Origin of the sequence: Treponema primitia (assembly GCF_046533075.1) — a bacterium.
GTDB classification, from domain to species: Bacteria; Spirochaetota; Spirochaetia; order Treponematales; family Breznakiellaceae; genus Termitinema; species Termitinema primitia_B.
Genome location: NZ_JAJQRB010000068.1, coordinates 24,275 through 45,557 on the forward strand (window position 1 = coordinate 24,275; position 21,283 = coordinate 45,557).

19 protein-coding genes and 1 tRNA gene are annotated in these 21,283 nt (G+C 46.6%); 7 read left to right on the forward strand and 13 right to left on the reverse strand.

Going from position 1 to position 21,283, the window contains the following annotated elements; translation table 11 throughout:
- Nucleotides 1-9: 9 nt before the first annotated feature.
- From LQZ19_RS14165 to LQZ19_RS14185, 5 genes are all read right to left on the reverse strand, one after another.
- Nucleotides 10-1,074: a YkvA family protein gene (locus LQZ19_RS14165; protein ID WP_411048328.1), complete on the reverse strand. Its 1,065-nt coding sequence runs from the start codon at nucleotides 1,072-1,074 to the stop codon at nucleotides 10-12.
- Nucleotides 1,075-1,113: 39 nt separating this feature from the next.
- Entirely contained in the window at nucleotides 1,114-1,641 is a 528-nt protein-coding gene (locus LQZ19_RS14170; RefSeq protein WP_411048329.1) for a DNA-binding protein, read from the reverse strand.
- Nucleotides 1,642-1,696: 55 nt separating this feature from the next.
- On the reverse strand, nucleotides 1,697-1,873 hold the full coding sequence (locus tag LQZ19_RS14175) for a hypothetical protein (RefSeq protein WP_411048330.1): 177 nt from the start codon (nucleotides 1,871-1,873) through the stop codon (nucleotides 1,697-1,699).
- Between the two features lie 26 nt (nucleotides 1,874-1,899).
- Entirely contained in the window at nucleotides 1,900-3,552 is a 1,653-nt protein-coding gene (locus LQZ19_RS14180; protein WP_411048331.1) for a tetratricopeptide repeat protein, read from the reverse strand.
- Nucleotides 3,553-4,043: 491 nt separating this feature from the next.
- Nucleotides 4,044-4,116, reverse strand: a tRNA-Lys gene (locus LQZ19_RS14185).
- A gap of 242 nt (nucleotides 4,117-4,358) precedes the next feature.
- On the opposite strand from LQZ19_RS14185, the gene LQZ19_RS14190 reads away from it, so the two are divergent.
- Nucleotides 4,359-4,787, forward strand: coding sequence for a flavodoxin (locus tag LQZ19_RS14190; protein WP_411048332.1), 429 nt, complete (start codon nucleotides 4,359-4,361; stop codon nucleotides 4,785-4,787).
- Nucleotides 4,788-4,789: 2 nt separating this feature from the next.
- Nucleotides 4,790-5,422 (forward strand): DUF3793 family protein, encoded by a 633-nt coding sequence (locus LQZ19_RS14195; RefSeq protein WP_411048333.1) that lies wholly within the window; start codon nucleotides 4,790-4,792, stop codon nucleotides 5,420-5,422.
- Between the two features lie 13 nt (nucleotides 5,423-5,435).
- Here LQZ19_RS14195 and LQZ19_RS14200 read toward each other — a convergent pair whose 3' ends face one another.
- From LQZ19_RS14200 to LQZ19_RS14210, 3 genes are read right to left on the reverse strand one after another with little or no spacing between them, the layout of a single operon-like run.
- Nucleotides 5,436-5,693: an HMA2 domain-containing protein gene (locus LQZ19_RS14200; RefSeq protein ID WP_411048334.1), complete on the reverse strand. Its 258-nt coding sequence runs from the start codon at nucleotides 5,691-5,693 to the stop codon at nucleotides 5,436-5,438.
- Nucleotides 5,690-7,765, reverse strand: a complete 2,076-nt coding sequence (locus LQZ19_RS14205) for a heavy metal translocating P-type ATPase (protein WP_411048335.1) — start codon at nucleotides 7,763-7,765, stop codon at nucleotides 5,690-5,692. The genes LQZ19_RS14200 and LQZ19_RS14205 overlap by 4 nt, the downstream gene beginning before the upstream one ends.
- A gap of 3 nt (nucleotides 7,766-7,768) precedes the next feature.
- Entirely contained in the window at nucleotides 7,769-8,005 is a 237-nt protein-coding gene (locus LQZ19_RS14210; protein WP_411048336.1) for a hypothetical protein, read from the reverse strand.
- Between the two features lie 319 nt (nucleotides 8,006-8,324).
- Between LQZ19_RS14210 and LQZ19_RS14215 the strand changes: the two genes are divergently transcribed.
- Both LQZ19_RS14215 and LQZ19_RS14220 read left to right on the forward strand, forming a co-directional pair.
- Nucleotides 8,325-11,657 carry an ATP-binding protein gene (locus LQZ19_RS14215; protein WP_411048337.1) on the forward strand — a complete coding sequence of 1,111 codons (3,333 nt, stop codon included), beginning with the start codon at nucleotides 8,325-8,327 and terminating at the stop codon, nucleotides 11,655-11,657.
- Between the two features lie 31 nt (nucleotides 11,658-11,688).
- The gene (locus tag LQZ19_RS14220; protein ID WP_411048338.1) at nucleotides 11,689-12,762 is read left to right on the forward strand and encodes an HD domain-containing phosphohydrolase; all 1,074 of its coding nucleotides are present in this window, start codon (nucleotides 11,689-11,691) and stop codon (nucleotides 12,760-12,762) included.
- A gap of 5 nt (nucleotides 12,763-12,767) precedes the next feature.
- Here LQZ19_RS14220 and hutI read toward each other — a convergent pair whose 3' ends face one another.
- The gene (gene hutI, locus LQZ19_RS14225) at nucleotides 12,768-14,069 is read right to left on the reverse strand and encodes an imidazolonepropionase (RefSeq protein WP_411048339.1); all 1,302 of its coding nucleotides are present in this window, start codon (nucleotides 14,067-14,069) and stop codon (nucleotides 12,768-12,770) included.
- Nucleotides 14,070-14,210: 141 nt separating this feature from the next.
- On the opposite strand from hutI, the gene LQZ19_RS14230 reads away from it, so the two are divergent.
- The 3 genes from LQZ19_RS14230 (at nucleotide 14,211) to LQZ19_RS14240 (ending at nucleotide 17,118) form a co-directional block, all read left to right on the forward strand.
- Nucleotides 14,211-16,199: a leucine-rich repeat domain-containing protein gene (locus LQZ19_RS14230; protein ID WP_411048340.1), complete on the forward strand. Its 1,989-nt coding sequence runs from the start codon at nucleotides 14,211-14,213 to the stop codon at nucleotides 16,197-16,199.
- Between the two features lie 62 nt (nucleotides 16,200-16,261).
- Nucleotides 16,262-16,675 (forward strand): hypothetical protein, encoded by a 414-nt coding sequence (locus LQZ19_RS14235; RefSeq protein WP_411048341.1) that lies wholly within the window; start codon nucleotides 16,262-16,264, stop codon nucleotides 16,673-16,675.
- Nucleotides 16,676-16,707: 32 nt separating this feature from the next.
- Nucleotides 16,708-17,118 (forward strand): hypothetical protein, encoded by a 411-nt coding sequence (locus tag LQZ19_RS14240; protein ID WP_411048342.1) that lies wholly within the window; start codon nucleotides 16,708-16,710, stop codon nucleotides 17,116-17,118.
- Between the two features lie 28 nt (nucleotides 17,119-17,146).
- Here the strand turns inward: LQZ19_RS14240 and LQZ19_RS14245 are convergent, their stop codons facing one another.
- From LQZ19_RS14245 to LQZ19_RS14260, 4 genes are all read right to left on the reverse strand, one after another.
- Nucleotides 17,147-17,989: a hypothetical protein gene (locus LQZ19_RS14245; RefSeq protein WP_411048343.1), complete on the reverse strand. Its 843-nt coding sequence runs from the start codon at nucleotides 17,987-17,989 to the stop codon at nucleotides 17,147-17,149.
- Between the two features lie 96 nt (nucleotides 17,990-18,085).
- On the reverse strand, nucleotides 18,086-19,216 hold the full coding sequence (locus tag LQZ19_RS14250; RefSeq protein ID WP_411048344.1) for a glycerate kinase family protein: 1,131 nt from the start codon (nucleotides 19,214-19,216) through the stop codon (nucleotides 18,086-18,088).
- Nucleotides 19,217-19,244: 28 nt separating this feature from the next.
- Nucleotides 19,245-20,636, reverse strand: coding sequence for a GntP family permease (locus tag LQZ19_RS14255; RefSeq protein WP_411048345.1), 1,392 nt, complete (start codon nucleotides 20,634-20,636; stop codon nucleotides 19,245-19,247).
- 80 nt (nucleotides 20,637-20,716) lie between these two features.
- Nucleotides 20,717-21,265: an RNA polymerase sigma factor gene (locus LQZ19_RS14260; protein ID WP_411048456.1), complete on the reverse strand. Its 549-nt coding sequence runs from the start codon at nucleotides 21,263-21,265 to the stop codon at nucleotides 20,717-20,719.
- Nucleotides 21,266-21,283 lie beyond the last annotated feature (18 nt).

A 21,283-nucleotide genomic window follows, 5' to 3' on the forward strand; every position in this document is an offset into this window, starting at 1 on the left:
TATATGCCTTTAATTATAAAATGTAATGGTATAGGCATATTTTATACTGTTAATCTTTTCAAATTTACCGCCCACGCTAATATCACATTTTTCCAAATTAGCAGAAAGCTCTGTTGATATTCCTAAATTATCTTCATATTCATATTCAATTGTAGCATTTTCAAGCGAATAGTTCCTCATATTACGCAATTCAATCCATTTTGGTTCAAAATCAAGCCAAGGAGAAGAAAACTCTTTTATCCCTTTATTTTTTCCGGAAAAAGAAAGCTCCAAAGTTTCTGCTATTGATTTTTTCTTACCACTACTTGTTCCCATCCCTATTTTAATACCTTCCGAAATTATAGCGTTTGCATGAATATCAAGTTCTATGCCATTTTCTACCGCAGATTTGAGTTTCATTTCCTTTGCACCTAAACTGGCACACAGTTCTTTGAATGCGCTGAACTTTTTTTCATTATAGAATTTTTGATATTCGCTTAATACAATATACTGATCAGGAATTACCTTATCAATGGTTGCATATGCTGTATTGACTTTCGGATGACCCGGGCTAAATTTGAATAATGAAGCGGCTTTTGAAATGGTGTACAGTGGTAAATCAGTCTCAAATACCCTGTCATTATCATCCGGTATTATAATAATAATTGTCCTTTGCCATGGTTTTAACGATTCTTCATTAATAATATTTTTCTTTACTGGTTTTTCCACTTCTGATTTTTCTTTTTTTATTTTTTTAATATACGGCGTTAATACTGCACCCATTTTAAATACAATTAGACCGATAATGCCGGCATCATCCAACAACCCGATCCCCGGTATGTAATCAGGCACTGCATCAATGGGGCTTACCAAATATGCTAATCCGGCAACAGGCAATATTTTATTGATCCATGAAACATCATTACTTTTAACATATGCCCAAAGACCTAAAACTTGATCCCATATTTTTTTTATGGGGCCTTCTTTTTTATTAGGCAGTCCTTTTTCGACATATTTTTGGGTTTCAATAATATCACTTTCAGTGCTTATCTCATTAACAAATTGATTTAAAACACTTTCTTCCTTAATAGCCATAAACAACTCCTTTAACTAATATAAAATTTAGCCCTTTCCTCACTCCCTGCAAAGCACCTTCTGGTCAGCCTCCAATAGAAGGACATTAACATCATAAATATCATATATTTTGTTGTCAAGGCAGAACATGATGGCCAAATCAAAAATCGAGCTATTATTGAGCACAAATCCCGCGCTGCTAAGCAATTCCTCCATTTCGGGCATGGAAAGCTTAAGCGATAAGCCAAGGGCAATGACGGTATTTTTGACCGGATGATAATACCGGTTCCCTATAATTTTTGAGTAAAGCCTTCGGTCGATCCAGGCCCCCTCATACAACTGCGCCGGGGTAAGCCCTTTTTCCTCCCGTAGCTTATCCAGCAAAACCGCGAAAGTTTGGGAGCTTCTTCGCTTTTTAATATAACCGCCCATTTCACTTGACAGCTTATCCAGGGACGGCATTATTCCCTGCTTTTGGGTATCAATAGGGTAAGGCTTGAAGTCATTTGCAAGAGGATAATCACCCCGTAATACATAATGCTCCTTGATATACGCTTTTAGTCCTTGGACCATTGCATCATTAATCATTCGTGCCTCCATGGTAGTGGGTATTTTGAGAGTATTTGTCCCTTTCGTGGCGACATTACTTTTTTAGTAAGGTATTATTTATTGAGTCAAGCGGTTCAAATTCGGACTTAATCCCGGCTTCATTATTTTCATCGGGCTTAGCTTGCGTACATTTTTCCTGCAAAACTTCCGCTTGTTTAAGGCTTATTCTAACTGCTAACTCATTCATATGGCGTTCATTTTCTTCTGTCATATTTGCTCCCTGAGAGTTAAGTATAATTACGTTATTTTATTATAGACAAGCTCTCTTTTTTGAATCGTTTCAATAAAATCAGGCTCTATCTTGAGAGCTTCATCATAATCTGCTAATGCATTCTTATATTTTCGGCTCAAACGATATGCCTCGCCTCGAAAATAATACGCAGACGCATTTTGATTATCCAATCGTATCGCTTCATCAAGATCCTTAATCGCTTTTTTGTATTGATGCTTACCGATGTATGCTTCTCCACGATCACGATACGCAGCGGAAAAATCCGGCATAATCCGTATCGCCTCGGTACAGTCTTTGATCGCTTTGCTATAATTACCGATTCTATTATAGTATAATCCACGGTCTGCAAACGCATAGGGTACTAATCCAGGCGGAAAGTAGAATCGAAAGCCGGTAGCTATATCCATTATAGCCTTATCATATTCGCCTTTTTCAGCGTAAAGGCTGCTTCGGTGAAGATATATTCCAAGGCCACCGCATTCTTGTTTTAACGAAAGATAAATTGAGTCTGAAAGATCGGCAATAGCTTTATCTATTTCGCCCTTATAATGCCATACTATACCGCGTTTTTCATAGGCAATTATAGCATCCAGTTCAATAACATCTGATTCTAATTTATCGGAAATTTCAACAAGGGAAACTTCAACAAGTCGTAACAATTCAGAATAATCCACTATCGCCAAATCATATTCTTCTACTTGCACATACAATTCAGCGCGTTTTTTGAGAGAATATTTATCACCCGGATTAACAGAAAGTATACTGTTGTAATTTTCTATGGCTTTTTTATTTTCCATGTTTTGTTTATCAGAATTTATTTCATCCTGTATTGAATCAGATTTAAAATAATGCGATTCATAGTGTTCTCTCGTATTTTTCCTTCCAAATCTGTATTCAAATCCTTCTTCCCATCCAACATTTATAAAGTGTAGAAAATCTGTTATAGCATCATCCTTATTCCCTTTTTTGTCATACGCATATCCGCGATCTTTATAGTTATAACTAAAATCCGGATTAATGTGTATCGATTCCGTGTAGTCAGCTATAGCCTTATCAAAGTCTCCTTTTTCATAATTATAAACATTACCTCGAAGATTATACATGAAACTCCAATTTGGCTTGAGCCGTATGGCTTCCGTATAATCGGCTATTGCTTGATCCGATTCACCACGAAAAGAATGAGCATATCCTCGCCTCCAAAATGCCACAGCATAATCCGGTTTCAGGCTGATCGCTTTAGTACAATTAACAATTCGTTCTTCATCATCCTGATCGTACAATCGGACCAGTTCAAGATATGAAGCTGGATAATTAGGCATTATATTCACCGCTTGATTATAATAAGCGAATGCCTTCTTATCATCCTGACATTTTGAATAGGAAGATTCATATATTCTACCCATACCTAAAAGCGCCGGCAACATATCAGGACACATTTTTAAAGCCTTTGTAAAATAGGGCTTGCTTTTTTCTATATCGATATTTTTACTCTCCTGTATGGCTTGGCCCTTCTTAACATAAGCCCAAAGCAATGTTTCAGGATCACTATCTTTGTTTTTGATGATATGGTTTGCTTCGCATATAATTTCCTGTAATTCATCCTCATTAATATCAACATCCGGTATGACATATTCCAATTCAAGATTGTATTTAGACATATTTCACCTCCTTGTTATTTGATAATTTCTTAAAACCATAAATCCATAAAATAGGTTCCAAATAATTCAAAACCTCTGGAAGATATTTCAATCATTTTAGGTATGATTTTTTCCTCACTTTGATAGTGTATAATATTATGCTTTACAGTATAAAAAAGGTCGCCTTCAAAGCGACAAACAAGATATCAAATCGCCTGAATCGGACGGCTCCGGTTATATAGAAATTCGGAAAGGGAATCAATGATTAAGTCGCACGGGTACTTTCTTGTTTTATTTTTCGTTTGGCAAGTTCATCGGCAAGGAACCCATTGATGTCTCCCAAGTCCCTGATACCCGCTTTAGCCGGTATGTGAAATTGAGAATGGGTTAGTCATGGGGTTTTAGGTTCCCATGTGTCACTTTTGCGTTTTTGACGCAATAGGTTAGAACGCCCTTCGTAGGGTAGTTCTTTAAAACAATCTAATCCTTTGTAACACAACGAATTAGGTTTATGAGCCGCCCGAGGATCGAACTCAGGACCCGCAGATTAAGAGTCTGCTGCTCTACCAGCTGAGCTAGCGGCCCAAGGATACAAAAAACCGCCCCTATGGCGATAAATGTTTATCTAATGTATCGAAAAACGCCGAGTACGTCAAGCCCTTTTTTAACGTATACCGGGATAAATGTCCGGGGTTTTAAGCCCTCTCCGCCTAAAATTCATAATTTTTCTTAAGTTTTTGCAAAAAATACCTTGACAGATGTTTTTCAATCGTATATGTTAGCTTTATATAATATTGTTAGTAATATATAACTATAAGGAGTTTCAGATGAAAAAGGTGGTAATCGTATACTGGAGCAGCAGCGGCAATACCGAAAGTATGGCAAAAGCGGTGGCCAAGGGAGTTACCGAAGGGGGCGGTGAGGCTATCTGCAAGACGCCGGATGCAGCCCCGGCAGATCTGGTACAGTCGGCGGATGCTCTGGCCTTTGGGTCTCCCGCCATGGGGGATGAGGTTATTGAGGAAGGGGATATGGAACCCTTTATCGCGTCCCTGGGTTCCGATCGTATTAAGGATAAACCATTGGGGCTGTTCGGTTCCTATGACTGGGGGGATGGTCAGTGGATGCGGGATTGGGCTGAACGGATGAAGGGCCTGGGGGCGAAACTTGAGGGTGAAGGAATTATTGCGCACCTCGAACCCGGGGAAGCGGAGCTTGCCAAATGTTATGAACTGGGAAAAAAGCTGGCCGGCTGAGTATGGAAAAGCGTACCGGTATTTCCGGAAGTAACGAAGCGGTTCAGGAACAGTTCATGAATAAGCGTATGCTGGCAAATATATACCGCCTTATGCTGCGGTTCCGGGGGGAACGGAACCAGCTGGAGGTCTTTATACGCTGGGCCGCCGGACCTACAATCGGGGGGATCAAACCGGCGTCTCTGGTACGTCTGCCCCGAAACGGGCTGGATAGGGCTTGGAATACCTGGGGGGAAGAAATCTGCCGAGCGCTGGACATCTCGGCAGCGTTTCTGCGGGAAAGCTCCGCCGGCGTCCTGGTACTGCTGTACCGGCGGTGTTTACTGCGGAAGGTGCTGCACAGCCCGTCCGGGCGATACCTGGGATCTCTTTCGTATCCCATAGGATCCGGATTGGATTCCTGTTTGGAACATTTAGAAAACCGGTTTTTCAACCACGCTATTTTCCCCCACGAAGTCGGAATCTTCCTGGGATATCCCCCGGAGGATGTTATTGCCTTCTGTGCGGGAAAACCGAGTCCCTATGACTGCTGTGGTTACTGGAAAGTATATCACCGGCCGGAGAAGGCGAAACGGACCTTTGCCCATTTTGACCGGGTGCGGCTAAAAATTGTTGGGGAATTTTCCCCAACATAAACGAAACCCTCTTTTAGAGCTTAAATTGATCCGGCAGATCCAGATGAATACCCAATTTTTCCAGTTCCTGTTTACCCATTGCCATAAACTCTGCAGGGGGCAGTACCGCTATGTCAAATTCGATGAGAAGACTGCCGGTGAGGGGTTTAATTTCCACCCGGGTAATTCCCGGCGTATTCCCTATGCGCTTAGAAACCGGTTCAGCAATTCCTGGGTTCCGCAGTTCTTTAAACCGCAGCCGTATGCGGCCGGGACTGTAACTTACAATCATTTTGATTCCTTAATCAGGGGACGCATACTGTTCAAACTGACCGCCAGGGTGGTGAGGTTGTGGAGCCATACAGAACTGGTGGTAGTAAAATTACCAAAAAAACTCATGAGGATGAGGACACTGTTAATGCTGATAGCAGCAACGGTATTGTCATGTATCCGCTTCATAGCCCGCTCCGACATGAGCCGTGCAATGACCAGGGGGTAGAGGGAAGGGTCCTTAAGGGTAATGTCCGCAACGCTCTGCGCCAGGTCGGCCCCGTCCTTCATGGCTATACCCACATCAGAAGCGGACATGGCCGGAGAGTCGTTCATGCCGTCCCCCACTACCGCAACGGAACAGCCCTTCTCCTTAAGCGCCCTAACCAGGTCTGTTTTTTCATTTGGCAGGAGTTCCCCGCGAAAAGCATCCACCCCAAGATTCCGGGCTATCCTTTCGGTGGTCCGCTTATTGTCCCCGGAGAGAAGATAGATCCGTTTGATCCCCAGTTTCCGCAGCATGGCGATAACTTCCGCCGCTTCCTCCCGCAGGGGATCGTCGATGACCAGAAGCCCGGCGATTTTACCTTCACTGGCAAGGTACAGAACGGATCTCCCTTCAGCGATGGCGGTGGCCTCATCACCTGAGGCGATAGCAATATCTATCCCCTCATCTTCGCTGATAAAATGCCGGGACCCGATGACGGTATGTTTTCCCTCATATTCGGTGGCTATACCATGGGCGGCAATGTACTTAACCGTACTGTGTTTTTCCCGATGTTCCACCCCTTCTTCCAATGCGCGTTTTACCACAGCCTTTGCCACCGGATGGGGAAAATGCTCCTCAAGACATGCGGCGATCCGCAGGACATCTGCGCATGCGTAACCGTTATAGGGAATGATCCGCAGAAGGGTAGGGGTAGCTTTGGTGAGAGTTCCGGTTTTGTCAAAGACAATAGTGTCCACCCCGGCAAAAGCCTCCATTGGGGCGCTGCCCTTAAAGAACACGCCATTCTGCAGACCCTCACGCATGGCGGAAAGAAAGACCAGGGGTGTAGAAAGTTTAATGGCACAAGAATAATCGATAGAAAGTATGGTTTGAGCTTTTTTAATATTACCCTTGAGGAGCGCGGCAAACGCGGCGGCAATAAAGCTAAAGGGTACCGCTTTATTCGCAAGCTCATTGACCCTGCTTTCTATCTTAGCCTTGACTGCTTCCGATTCTTCTATAAGCTGCACAATTTTTTGGAAGCGGGTATCTTCTCCTTTTTGAACAAGCTCGACCACCAGTTCCCCTTCCTCAATGACCGTTCCGGCGTGAACCGTGGCGCCTATGGTCCGGGAAGAGGCCAGGGGTTCGCCGGTCATGGAACTTTCATTTACCATGGCATTGCCTTCGACAACCCTCCCATCAATGGGGATTAGGGCCCCCGCCCGGAGTACCACCAGGTCGCCCTTTTTAAGCCGGGAGTAGGGAATCTGCTCGTCCCGGCCGTCATGCCGTATCCAGACCTGACCCACATTCAGGGAAATTCCTATGGCAAGATTTTCCCGGGAACGCGCCCTGGCCCAATCTTCAAGGTACTGACCGGTTTTAAGAAGCATCATCAAGGTTGATGCGGTCTTATAATCCTTCCCCAACAGTGAAAGTAAGATTACCGATCCGTCAAGAAGGGGAATATCCATTTTCAATTTATACAGGGAACGTAGTCCCGCAAAAATAAAAGGCAGGGCTCCCACTATCGTAAAGAGAGGTTTAAGCGCCGGGGGACGAAGAAAGCGGAAAAGTTGGTAGCCTATATAAGACCAGCCTGGACTTCCTTTTTTCCCCCCATGCGCCTTTGCGGGGATCTGGGAACTCAGATCGAGTCGCAGCAAAATTCCAAAAAGTCCCGGTTTGTCGAGCAGTGCAGGATCGTAATACAGCAGTATACTCCCCGTCCTGGGGTTAAGGGCGGCGCTCCGTACCCCGGGAATATCCGCGATATTCCGGCTAATACCGGCCAAGCCGCTGTCGGAACAAAACTTTAGCGTATCGGGGTTGGTACGAAGCCGCACCCGTCCAGGGAGGGAATGTACAACTGTAAAACGCACCGCTTATGCCTTGGCCTCTGCAGTCCCAGCCGCTTTGCGCTGGGCTTCAGCTTCGGCAAGAAGATCCTCGGCGCCCTCTTTCAGGATTTCCGCGGTCTCCATAGCCTTATCCTTCAAATCCATAACACCGCCCATAGCCTTGGTACACAGATTCCGGATTTCCCTGCTGTTTTTGTATACCAGCGCTCCGACTACCGCTCCGCCCACAAAAACCAGACCGTACTTCCACCAATTGTTCATAATCATCCCCCTTGGTTAACTTTATAGTTATATAAACATAACTATATTATACCATGCTAACATACACGGTCCGGAAGCTTTTGTAAAGTACTATTGTCCTTTTCCCCCAAAATAGCTTTTTTAGTGTCGTTTTTTGAAAAATAGGTAAAAAACGACACTAAAATGTTCAAAACATGCCATTTTTCCATTCTATTTCACACGTTTAGCGTCGGTATTAATCAGTAGTTTTCAAAAACGCGTAAAGGGTAGTATACTATCGACGGCGTTCATTAAAGGCTTTCCAAGCGCGGCAGCCGTCACGCAAGATAGGAGGTAGGTAATGTCAATCCGTACAAAGGTTTTCGCGATTATCATGCTGATAGCCGTAATAATCATAATATTTGGTATTGGGACCGGCCTGTTCTTTGTCTCAGGACATCTCGAACAAACCATTGAAAGCGATATGATTTCCATAGCGGAGATTGCGGATAGGCTTATCACCACCGAAATAAACCGGCTAAAAGCGGATGCCGTCATAGTAGGGCGGAATCTTATCAAGGCTCCGGATGAGGAACTTGAACGTATTTTGGCGGATCAGATCACCGCCTACGACAACTTTATGGCGCTGACAATTTTTGACCATAACGGTATTGTAGCGCAATGGGGAACAGCGCCGACGCCTGAAGATTTAATCGACAGCGAATATATAAAAAGCGCCTTCAATGGGGAAATTGTCATCTCAACGACCAGAGACGACCCGAGCGGGGAGTTTGTGCTGCATGTCTGCATTCCGGTGGACGGGCGTGTTCTGTCCGCGACCGTGTCCGGTCTGTTTTTCAGCGATATTCTTTCCGAATTTGCCATATGGAATACCGGTAACATCTTTATACTGGACTCTGAGGGAACCGTAATAGCCAATGTAGCCAAAGACTTTGTGACAGGGCGAAACAATTTCATCGAACTGGCAAAGACGGACAGTCAGTTTCAAGAAACTGCCGATGTTACCGGCCACATGGTTGAGGGGAAGTCCGGATTGGAACGGTATTCAATTTACGGTGCAGAGCAGTTCTGTGTCTACAGGCCGATTACGGGCTCAAGGGTCGGTTGGTCCTTAGGTGTGGTTGCGCCCCTCGTGGAAAGTCCGCTCCAGGATGTCCGTAGCGGACTGCTGCTTGTGGGGGTAGTGTGTCTGCTGCTGAGTGTCATAGCCGCGTTTGCCGCTTCCCTTACGATTGAAAGGCCATATAAAACAATAAACGAACTGGTAACGACCCTTGAATCCCAGGAAAAGCTCCTGTATACGATCAACGAGACCGCAGTGATGCTGCTTCAGGCGGAAACGAATAGTTTTGAAAACGATATGTGGAATGGCATGGATATGATAGCGCGGTGCGCCGGCGTTGACCGAATGCGCATTTGGCAAAATCATACGGAAAACGGAGAATTGTATTGCTCGCAAATATATGAGTGGTCGGGAGGAGCGGATCCGCAGTCGGGTAAACCTATTACTATGAATGTCTCCTATAGCAAAACTATTCCCGGATGGGAAGAAAAGCTCTCCTCCGGGCAGAGTATAAACGGGCTTGTCCGTACCCTTTCACAGACGGAGCAGGCGCAGCTTTCCCCCCAGGGGGTTATTTCCATTCTGGTTATTCCCGTACATTTCCAGGAACGCTTTTGGGGATTTGTGGCATTTGATGACTGTCACAAGGAACATATATTTTCCGGTGATGATGAAGGTTTGCTGCGCTCCGGCGGCTTATTGATCGCCAACACTATACTGCGCAACGAAATGACCCACGATATCGTTCAGGCGCGTGAGCTTGCAATTGCAAGCGCTGAAGCAAAGTCCGATTTTCTGGCAAATATGAGCCATGAAATGCGCACCCCCCTCAACGCTATCATCGGCCTGTCGGAGCTGACCCTTGATTCCGGGGATGTGGTTGGAAACCCCCGGGAAAATCTGGAAAAGGTATATAATTCGGGGGTTACGCTGCTCAGCCTCATCAATGATATTCTGGATATATCAAAAATTGAATCCGGAAAGTTTGAACTCATCCCTGTCGAATACGATACCCCAAGTCTTATCAACGATACTATCACACTGAACATCGTGCGCATTGGCTCCAAACCAATCACCTTTAATACGGATATTGATGAGACTATACCGGGTTTGCTTGTGGGGGATGAACTGCGTATCAAGCAGATTTTCAACAATCTTTTAAGCAACGCCTTCAAATACACAAGTGAGGGCAGGGTTGACTGGAGTATCTCCTGCGAACAGGACGGTGATGATATATGGCTGGTTTCCAGTATTAAGGATACCGGTGTTGGTATTCGATCGGAGGATATGGAAAAACTTTTTTCTGAATACAATCAGGTGGATACAAAAAGTAACCGCAAAATTGAGGGAACCGGTTTGGGTCTTTCCATCTGTAAAAGTATGGTGGAGATGATGGATGGTACTATTACGGTAAACAGCGAGTATGGAAAGGGCAGTACGTTTACGGTGCGTTTACGGCAGGGTAGGGCCGGCGCCGCTGTCCCGATTGGCGCGAAGGTTGCCGAAAATCTTAGAAACTTTTGCTATTCCGATAATAAGCGTGACCGGAGTTCAAAGCTGGTGCGTGCGTATATCCCCTATGCAAAGGTACTGGTCGTCGATGATGTGCCGACAAACCTGGATGTCGCCCGGGGCATGATGAAGCCCTATGGGATGCAAATAGACTGTGCATCCAGCGGTCCCGCGGCTATTGAAATGATCCGTAACGCCAATGTTACATACAATGCTATCTTTATGGATCACATGATGCCCGGAATGGACGGCATTGAGGCCACGCGCATCATACGCGAAGAAATCGGAACGGAATATGCAAAAACCGTTCCCATCATTGCCCTTACCGCAAACGCCATTGTCGGCAACGAAGACATGTTCCTGAACAACGGCTTCCAGGCATTTCTCTCCAAGCCCATCGATATTATGCGCATGGATATTATTATCAACCACTGGGTTCGTGATAAGGATTTAGAGAAAAGGCTCCAGGGAACTTACCCGGACGAATTGGACAGACATAGTGATAATGACAGGGGGATCAGTTTTGACAGAATCATCAACGGACTTGACTTTAAAGACGGGCTTAAGCGTTTTGGTGAGGATAAGGAAACGTATTTGGATGTACTCAAATCCTATACGCGGAATACACCCCCCCTGCTTGAGCAGCTGCGTAACTGTAGTTCGAAAAATCTGAAAAACTACGCAATTGTTGTGCATGGAATAAAAAGCAGCAGCCGCAGTATCGGAGCCGAGCCGGTTGGTGCGGAGGCCGAGACTTTAGAGCTTGCCGCAAAGGCCGGTAACTTTGATCTGGTCGACGCGAAAAACGATGATTTTATTGAAACAGTCCAAATTTTGATCAATAGTTTGTCCGTCATGCTTCAAGACATTGCGGATAAAAACCCAAGGCCAAAAAAAACAGAACCTGATGCGGATGTGCTGACCGCTTTATTGGAAGCCTGCAAACGCTTTGACATTGACGAGGTTGACCGGGCTTTGAAGGAACTGGAAAGTTATGAATACAATTCCGCCGAAGGGGTCCTGCTGGTAGAATGGTTAAAAGAGCAGGTAAGCATAACCGGGTTCAAACAGATTATCGAACGTTTGTCACAGGAATGAAAATTTGTAATTTGTAGATAGGAGGTTTTTTATGGAAAACGAACGTAAAAAAATATTTATTGTTGATGATAACATGACTAATCTTACTACCGGCAAGGAGATGCTTAAGGAACAATATAAGGTTTACCCGGTTCCTTCGGCAGATATTCTGTTCGACTTGTTGGAAAATATTACCCCCGATTTGATTTTACTGGATATCGAAATGCCGGATATAAACGGTTATGAAGCAATTAGGCATTTAAAAAGTAAACCCCAGTGGGCTGAAATCCCCGTTATATTTCTTACCTCCAAAACAGACGAAGGGAGCGAGTTAGAGGGTCTGAGCCTCGGCGCGATTGATTATGTGACAAAACCGTTTTCCGCACCGCTTCTGCTTAAGCGTATTGAGAACCATCTTCTTGCTGAAACGAGGAAAATGCAGCTCAGAGAATTTAACGCCGGCTTGGAAGAAATGGTACGCCAAAAAACTGCGCAGATATTCAATCTGCAAAACGCGGTACTGAATACGGTGGCCGACCTTGTTGAGTTTCGTGACGATGTAACGGGAGGGCATGTTTCCCGCACACAAAAATATTTGAAGATCCTGCTGGATAAATTGATCGAAGAAAAAATTTACGCAGACGAGGCATCCTCCTGGGATATGGATTACCTGCTGCCATCTGCGCAGCTTCACGATGTCGGTAAAATTGCTATAAGCGACCTGGTACTGAATAAACCAGGCAAGCTTACTGCGGAGGAGTTTGAAATTATGAAAACCCATACCACAATCGGTGTGGACGCCATAAAAAGGATAGAAAAGAATACGAATGAGCACGCTTTCCTGCGCCACGCCAGGCGAATCGCCGGAACCCATCACGAAAAATGGGATGGTACGGGATATCCCTCCGGCATAGGCGGAAAAGATATTCCGCTGGAGGGGCGCTTGATGGCGATAGCCGATGTGTATGACGCATTGATTTCGGTCCGCCCGTACAAGAAGCCCTTCAGTACCGAAGAAGCGCGGAAGATAATTGAAGAAGGCAGGGGAAGTCATTTTGATCCGGTGCTGATCGATATATTTTCCAAGGTGGCCGGCCAATTTGCGGCAGTTGCAAGGGACATATAGTTATACTATACGCCTCTTTTTGCTTCATCATAACAAACTTTTCCGTTTTTGATAACCAGGGTAACTATATTTTTCGCCGAATGATACACCAGGAAACGGTAGTCGGGGTATGCCAGTACGGTTATATCCGCCTTTTTCCCCGGTTCTATGCTGCCAATGGTGTCGGCCCTTTTTAAAGCCCCCGCGCCGTTAAGGGTAAGGGAACAGATAGCCTCTTCTATGGTCATCCCCATATGGATAACCCCCAGGGAAAAAATGAGGGGTATAGAATTAGTAAAACAGCTGCCGGGGTTAAAGTCGCTTGCCAGGGCCACAGCGCAGCCTGCGTCTATAAGCTTCCGCGCCGGTGCGTAGGGCTTGTTCAGGCAGAAGGCCGTACAGGGCAGAAGGGTAGCTGCAGTATCGCTGCCGGCAAGCATTTGGATACCCCTGTCGGACACGGCGAGCAGGTGATCCGCGCTGGCGCATCCGGTTTTTGCCGCCAGTTCCCCGCCCCCCAGGGGGATAATTTCATCGGCGTGGATCTTTGTATCAAAACCCATGTCCTTGCATGTACCCAGGTAGCGCTCGGATTCTTCGGGGGTAAAGACGCCTTCTTCACAGAATATATCCGCAAAGCGGGCCAGTTTTTTCTCCCGGATAAGCGGTAAAACTTCCTTCACCATAAAATCGATATAAGCATCGCTTCCTCCGGGGTAGCCCCGGGGAATTGCATGGGCGCCCATGTAGGTTACTTCCACATCCACCGGATGTTCCCGGTTTAAATGGTTTAAAACCTCAAGCTGTTTCAGCTCGCAGTCCCTGTCAAGCCCGTACCCGCTCTTCCCTTCAACGGTGGTAACCCCCATGGAAAGCATATCGTTAAGCCGTTTAAAGCCGTCGCTGAACAGCGTTTCTGCGGGAGTGTTTTTGGTGGCGTCCACTGTACTCTGTATACCTCCCCCCATTTTCATGATATCCAGGTACTGGGCGCCGGAAAGCCGCATGATAAATTCTTCCGGCCGGTACCCGCCAAAAACAAAATGGGTATGGGAATCCACAAAGCCGGGGATAATTACTTTCCCGGTCAGGTCAATGCTTTCCATCCCGGTTTTCTCAGGATGGTATTTTTTCAGCAAAATATCGGTTGGACCCGCTTCTATGATGGTATCACCTTCGATATATATGGCGGCATCGGGTATAATTTCCAGCTTGCCCATTTCTTTGCCGTGTTTTAAGGCATTTCCAATGGGCGTTACAAGCTGGGCCGCGTGGTACAATAGCAGGGATTGTGATTCAGATACGGTATTTGATGGGTTCCTAAACATTTTTATCTCCCTGTTTAGTATAGGTCCAATATTGTATTATAACTCCGCTTTTTAGTAAAGAAAGATATTGCACAAATTTTTCGTATTTGCTATAATATTTCCATGTTTCAGGTAGTATCGTGGAAAAAAAGGAGCAGCCGGATGAACCATAAAAATTTCGTTCCCCTGTTTTGCGTTGTTTTCTTTGCCCTTGTCCTTGGGTCATGCGTCTCGTCCGAGTCTGTACAGGAACCGGTGGTCCCGGAAAAGACACCCCTGTTTACCGGCGATGGCGGCAAGGGCATAAGCCTCGCCATCCTGGCGCCCGACTCCCGGGGCCTGACCGAAGAGCAGGATTACATTCCCGCACTGGTGCAGGGGGAATTTGTCAGCAATTTTGCCAGCTATTCCGCCATTTCCGTGCTGGACCGGCAACGCCTGGATGCGCAGTATGCGGAGATATTTTCCGGCTATTACGATGACGACTCGAAAGCGGGCGCCGACCTTGGTCACCTTATCCCCACGGAACTCATTATGGGCGGGGTCATCACGAAAACTGTAGACGGTTATGTCCTGCAAATCCAGATAACCAAAACCAGCGATAAAACAACCATCCATTCGTATTCGGGAAATTGTACATTTGAGGAACTGAATAACCTTACCGGAGTCCGCAAGACTTCCCTGGACCTTCTGGCAAAAATGGGTGTGCAGCTAAGCACGGAGGCAAAGAACGAGCTTTCAGGCGCGGCGGCGGTGCACGAGGTGCAGGGCCAGACCGCCCTGGCCCAGGGGCTTACCGCCCAGCGGGGAGGCACGGAGGTGCAGGCGCTGTCATATTACCTGCAGTCCGCCAACTACGACCCCGGTTTGATCGAGGCGGCGAGCCGGGTCAATATCCTCACCGCGAATATCACCAGCGGCAATATGGGGCAGGACATACGGAACGATATAGCGTGGCGGGACCAGTGGAGGGCCCGCCTTGCCGAAGCGGAGCAGGTCTATGCGGACTATATAAAGCAGCAGCCCCTTTACTCCCTTGTGTATGACGTGAACCTCAAGCATGGGGAGACCAACTATTCGAATAACACGGTACCCATCAGCGGCGTGACCATTGATCTTGTGCCTGACGTGGCGTGGTTTAATACCGCGGGAAGCGTGGTGCGGGTGATCAACGTGGTGCGGGAGGGGCTTTTGGCGACCGGGCAGGCCGACAAATGGGGGATGAACTGGCCCAAAAACACCGTGGGGAATTCCCCCTTCGGCGACCGGGACCAGCGCTTTGATGTGGTGGTGGAACTGGTGAACTCGGAGGGTAAAACCATCGGGAGCGAGCGCATTACCATGCAGAGCGGCTATGATGTGGAGTGGTGGAGAGACAATACTTTTCGGCGGCTCATTCCCCGGCTGCGGGGCGTCCAGAATCTGGGATTCAGTTCGGTGAACGCCTATGATATTACCGACAGCCTGACGGTTAGAATCGCCCGCATCGATGGGGTGGACGCCGAAACCGCGGCAAAAACCAAGAGCATCAACATTCTGCGGGAAGCGGCATACGCGCAGCTTCCCGATGTTATCGCTGGAGTGGACAGCCGGAAAGTCGCCCGCTTATCGCCGGACCTTGTAATAAGCGCCTCCGGGGAAATTACCGAGTATAAAGGTTCCGGCGGAAGGATTATTATACCCCCCACGGTCTTCGGCCTTCCGGTTACTTCGATTGGCAAGGAGGCATTTTCGACGAAACATACAGAGACTCTCTATACTTCTCAAGGAACTCGATACACACGTGTGACCTTTTCGGGAAAAGGATTAACCGGTGTAACCATACCCAGCAGCGTTACCCGCATTGGAGCGAATGCGTTTAACCACAATCACCTGACCAGCATAATTATCCCCACCAGCGTTACCAGCATTGGTTTTGGGGCATTTGAGAAAAATAATTTCACCAGCATAACCATACCGTACAACGTTACCATACCGTCCACATGGGGTATGCAAATTTCAGAGATGGAAAACGCAAATAGTATATTTGGTGATTCCCACACTGTATATTACAACAACTCTTTCGAAGGTACTTACAACAAGAACGGGAAAAAAGCCGGAACCTATACGCGGACCGACCTTAAATCCAGGAAGTGGACATACCGGCCCTAGGCAAGGTACAGCCTGAGGTGTCTGACCGTGATTATGCAAATACGGAAACGGAGGTTTTGGAAATGAAAAGAAATACAGCCTGGGCTCTTATCGGCGTTATTGTTTTGTTTGGCTTGATCCTTACCGGATGTGCGTCAATCACTCGTCACTTTTACCGAGGTTGGGAATCCGCCCAGGGTGAAACGGAACCAATGTTGTCGGGTACCTTGTGGGAATCACCATTTTTTGACTATAGCACCGGTAATATGAAGACCAGGACTACTGAATTTCAGGAATTTGGCCAATATTATGACGGAGGTGTTACTAATAGTAGATGGCAGCGTGACGGTAATACGGTAAAAATGTATCCCAACAAGGGCTATAGCGAAGCAATCGGCACCATATCGTATAACGATGATGGAGTGCAAATCATTACCGGCATTATTACCATGCCCAATGGACTCAGTGGGAAGTTCACCTTGACTAAAGTTGATTAAAAAATGCAAATACGGAAACGGAGGTTTTGGAAATGAAAAGAAATACATCTTGGGCCGTTATCGGCGTTATTGTTTTGTTTGGCTTAATTCTTATTGGGTGCGCGTCAACCTCGCATCGCTATTACCAAAGTTGGGAATCCGCCCAGGGTGAAACGGAACCAATGTTGTCGGGTACCTGGTGGAAAGAAATTGAAGAATTCAGCGATGGTTCGAAAAATACCCGAACTACTGAATTTCAGGATTATGGTCAATATAATAACGGAACTGCATATAGTCATAGATGGCAGCGTGATGGAAATACGGTAAAAATGTATCCCAACAAGGGTTATAGTGAAGGAGTCGGTACCATATCGTACAACGATAATGGAGTACAAACCATTACAGGCGTTTATACCCTCACCAATGGAAGCACGATAAAGTTCACAATGACTAAAGTTGATTAGAGGAAGGATAATCTCGCCTCTGCGAAAATTATTCTTCCTCTACAAAGGAATTTCCTACACCTTTAATGATGTTCCCAACGCCGCCCCAAATATTTGCAGCCCCTTCGGCGACGGTTTTCAATACCGATCCGGTTTCCTTAACCGCCGAGCCCAATGATATTTTGTTGGCAACATCTTTTAAATCATTTTGTAATAAACCTATTTTGTATTGCTCAATATTATTTAAATCAAGCTTTATAGCATCTTTAAGCGCGGTGTTTGCATGGTCTACATTATCTTTTCCCGCATTCCAATTTTTGGCGGAAATATCGGATCTTGCGGAATCTATATAAATCTTCACTTCTGTCATAATTTTTATTGCATCGCTGTTAAATGGTTTGTTTGGTTTCTCTAATAATTTCAAATTAATATTTTTATATTCACTGAGTGAATCGGAATACTGTTTATCCAGCCCATTCATGGTTATTTCGATATGCAGGTTTGTATACGAGGCAGCATCCCAGCCGCCGACTTTTTCCTTTGTAGCTGTATAATATCCATCTGATGTTACACTTTTGGCTGTCTCTTTTACGGTCCTTATTTGTATTTCCGTTTTAGTTTTCGCATCAGATATTTTTGTTGATAATTTCCCAACCTTATCATAATCTGAATCTGATAAGGCGCCTATTTTATTTTCATAAGCGGATAATTCTTTTACATGTTCACTAAAAGTTATAATGCTTTTTTCAACCTTATCGGTTTCTTTTAAAAATGTTGATGAAAACTTTTCAAATTGATTTGACCCATGTGGTGTACTTGTGCATGAAATAGTAAATGCAGAAACAAGTAAAATTCCCGCAAATAGTATTAAAAACCGTAAAGTATGTTTCATAGTTTAACCTACCCAATAACAGAAAATTTATTTATTAAAAGACCCCTTATAGGAGGCAACCCCTATAAGGGTGAAAAAGGAAAGGTTTATTCGCTGTTATTTAATACGAATAAACCGCAGCAGGTTATCCATAGTCAGGGCAAGGTCATTTTTACTCCGGGACCGTAATTCTTTATAGGGCAAAGCAACCCGGTTGATGCTGAAGACGGCGCTGACCCCTTCGTCATAGGCCCCTTCAATGTTGTCCCCGATGTCTCCGACTATTGCGATGACCGGAACATTTTGTTTTTTTGCCCGCCGGGCAACACCGATTACCACCTTACCCCGGAGGCTTTGGAAATCGATTTTACCTTCGCCGGTAAAAACCACATCCGCACCCTGCAGGATACGATCAAAATGTACCGCATCCAAAACAGTTTCTATGCCCATCTGCAGGCGGGAACCAAAGAAGGCAACCATGCCGCCGCCCATGCCCCCTGCGGCGCCTGCGCCGGGCAGTTCCGCCACATCGGTTTTTAATTCCCGCTTTACCGTTTCCGACACGGCTCGAAGCTGGTTGTCAAGAAATTCCACCATGGCCGGATCGGCTCCCTTCTGGGGACCAAATACGTGGGCTGCCCCTGTCGGCCCGTAAAGGGGATTATCAATATCACACATGGTAACAAATTCGATCGACCCCAGAGCCGTCCGTAAGCCGCTCGTATCAATACGGCCTATCTGATCCAGGGTCTCCCCCAGGGGGATAAATTCCTTACCGCTGTGATCATAGAAGCGCACCCCCGCGCCGGCCGCCGCGCCAGCGCCGAAGTCATTGGTGGCGCTTCCCCCGAGGCAAACGATAATTTTTGTACAGCCCCGCCCGGCGGCGTCGGCTATCAACTGTCCTACCCCAAAGGTAGTGGTTTTCCCCGGATTGAGTTTATCCCCTACCATGGGAAGTCCGGCGCAGGCGGCCATTTCAATTACCGCCGTTTTTCCGCCGTCAATAAGACCGTAGAAACCCTGTATGTCTTCCATATAGGGACCCTTTGCGGGGATGGAGACCTTTTGCCCCCCCACCGCCGCAAGGTATGAATCTACGCTGCCCTCTCCACCGTCTGCCACGGGGATCGACACCACCTGTGCTTCAGGATAATACGTATGAATCTGCTTTTCCATGATTGAACAAATTTCCGCAGAATCCATAGTTCCCTTGAATGAGTCTGGAATAAGGATAAATTTTTTCAAAGAAGTACCGATCCCCATGAATTTCGTCCTAGTGCAGAATTAGGGAGAGTATAAACACTCCCGCCATACCGCAGATACCTTCAATGAGGGTCGCGGTGGTTTGGGTTTTATAACCCTGTTCAGGGGTCATACCGCCGAAGTTGGTAACCACCCAGAAATAGGAATCGTTGGCATGGGACACCGTCATAGCGCCGGCGCCTATGGCGATTACCGTCAGGGCTGCCCGGGCGGGGGAATCCAGATTCAGGACCCCGAGGAGGGGCGCCACAATACCTGCGGTGGTGGTCAGGGCTACGGTTGAGGAACCCTGAGCGGTTTTAAGAATCGTCGAAAGCAGGAAGGGGAAGAAGATTCCCACCGTTGCCAGGGCTTGGGAATTGGTGGTAATAAACCGTACAATATCCGTAGAGGCGATAACCCGGCCCAAAACACCGCCCGCTGCGGTGATGAAGAGGATGGGACCGACAACCTTGAGGGTCTCATTGGTAATATCGTAGAATTTATCCAGCTTGTTTGCGACAATAAGCTGCCAGACCGCGAAAAGAACTCCCACCGCCAGGGCGATAATGGGGGTTCCCAGGAAGGAGGAGATCTGAAAAGCAGAGCCCGTCCATTTTGCCATGGAGGCGATTGAACCCAGGGCCATGAGGAGGATGGGGACAATAATGGGGGCCAGGGAGATAGCGCCGTTGGGCAATTTGCCGTAACCGGCGACAATTTCCTCGTAGGACTTAGTAGAGCCGTCAATCTCAAGGTCTTCCTTGGACTTTACTTTTTTCCCGATGTATTGGGCAAACAGCATGGCGCCAACCAGGGCGGGTATGGAGACCAGGAGACCGAGACCCATAACGAGGAGCAGGTTGTTTCCCACTCCCAGGGTATTAGCCGCCGCAATAGGACCGGGGGTTGGGGGAATAAAGACATGGGACGCATAGAGACCGGTGGACAAGGCCACGGACATGGCAACGCTGCTCACCTTCGTACGCTTGACCAGGGCTTTCCGGATGGGGTCAAGGATAACAAAGCCGGAATCGCAGAATACGGGAATGGAAACTACCCAGCCCATGAGCTGCATAGCCAGAACCGGATGTTTGGGGCCAACCAGCTTAATGACCAGATCGGCCAGCTTAAAGGCCGCTCCGGTGGCTTCCAGCACGGTTCCGATAAGGGCGCCCAGGATAATCACAATACCGATGCTGGTAAAGGTTCCCGAGAACCCTGCGCCGATAACATTGGCAATACCCTGTACTACACTCTTATCTTCCCGGGTGACATTCACCAGGGGAATTCCCCCTATCAGCCCAAAAAGAAGAGAGATCGCCATAATCGCCAAAAAAGGGTGAATCTTTAGCTTGGAGATAGCAAGGATCATCGCGATAATGGCGATGACAAAAACAACAATAAGTCCAACACCGGTCATTACTAAGCCTCCTGAATAAGAATTATATCATTATACACGAATTTCGTAAAAAGATATAGAGGGATAATGAAATCTTTAGCTTATTCGATCCCCATAAGATCGGCGTATAACCCTGCCAAGCGCTTCCGTAAGTGCAGCACCGCGTAATGTTTCCGTGACAAAACCGTATTAACCGGAATCCGGGTTTTTTCCGCCACCTCTTTTACCGAAAAGCCTAAGTATTCGGTCAGCTCAAAAACGTCCCGCTGTTCTTTCGGTAATTCCTCAAGGGCGTTTTTTATCTCGTCTAAAACAACCGATTGCAGATATTCTGTTTCCGGCGTTGTTTCGGTATCAAAGATAAGATCCGCTATATCCTGTAAAACAAATTCGTCATCCTCATCATCATAATACACGGGCATTTGTTCATCATGTTTTTTGTTTTGATGGTTGATTATTTTGTTGCGCGCCACCCGGTAGAGCCAGGCTGCTGTCTGTTCCACCGGCTGGGCCATGTTATTTACCCGGGTAAATTGATAAAAAACTTCCTGGAGAATATCCTCCGAATCCTCAGGAAGGCGTACCCGTTTGCGGATGAACCTTGAGAGCCTTTCGCGGTATGTATTAAAAACTTCGGTAACGGTCTGTATTTTGTTTTTTCCTTACTA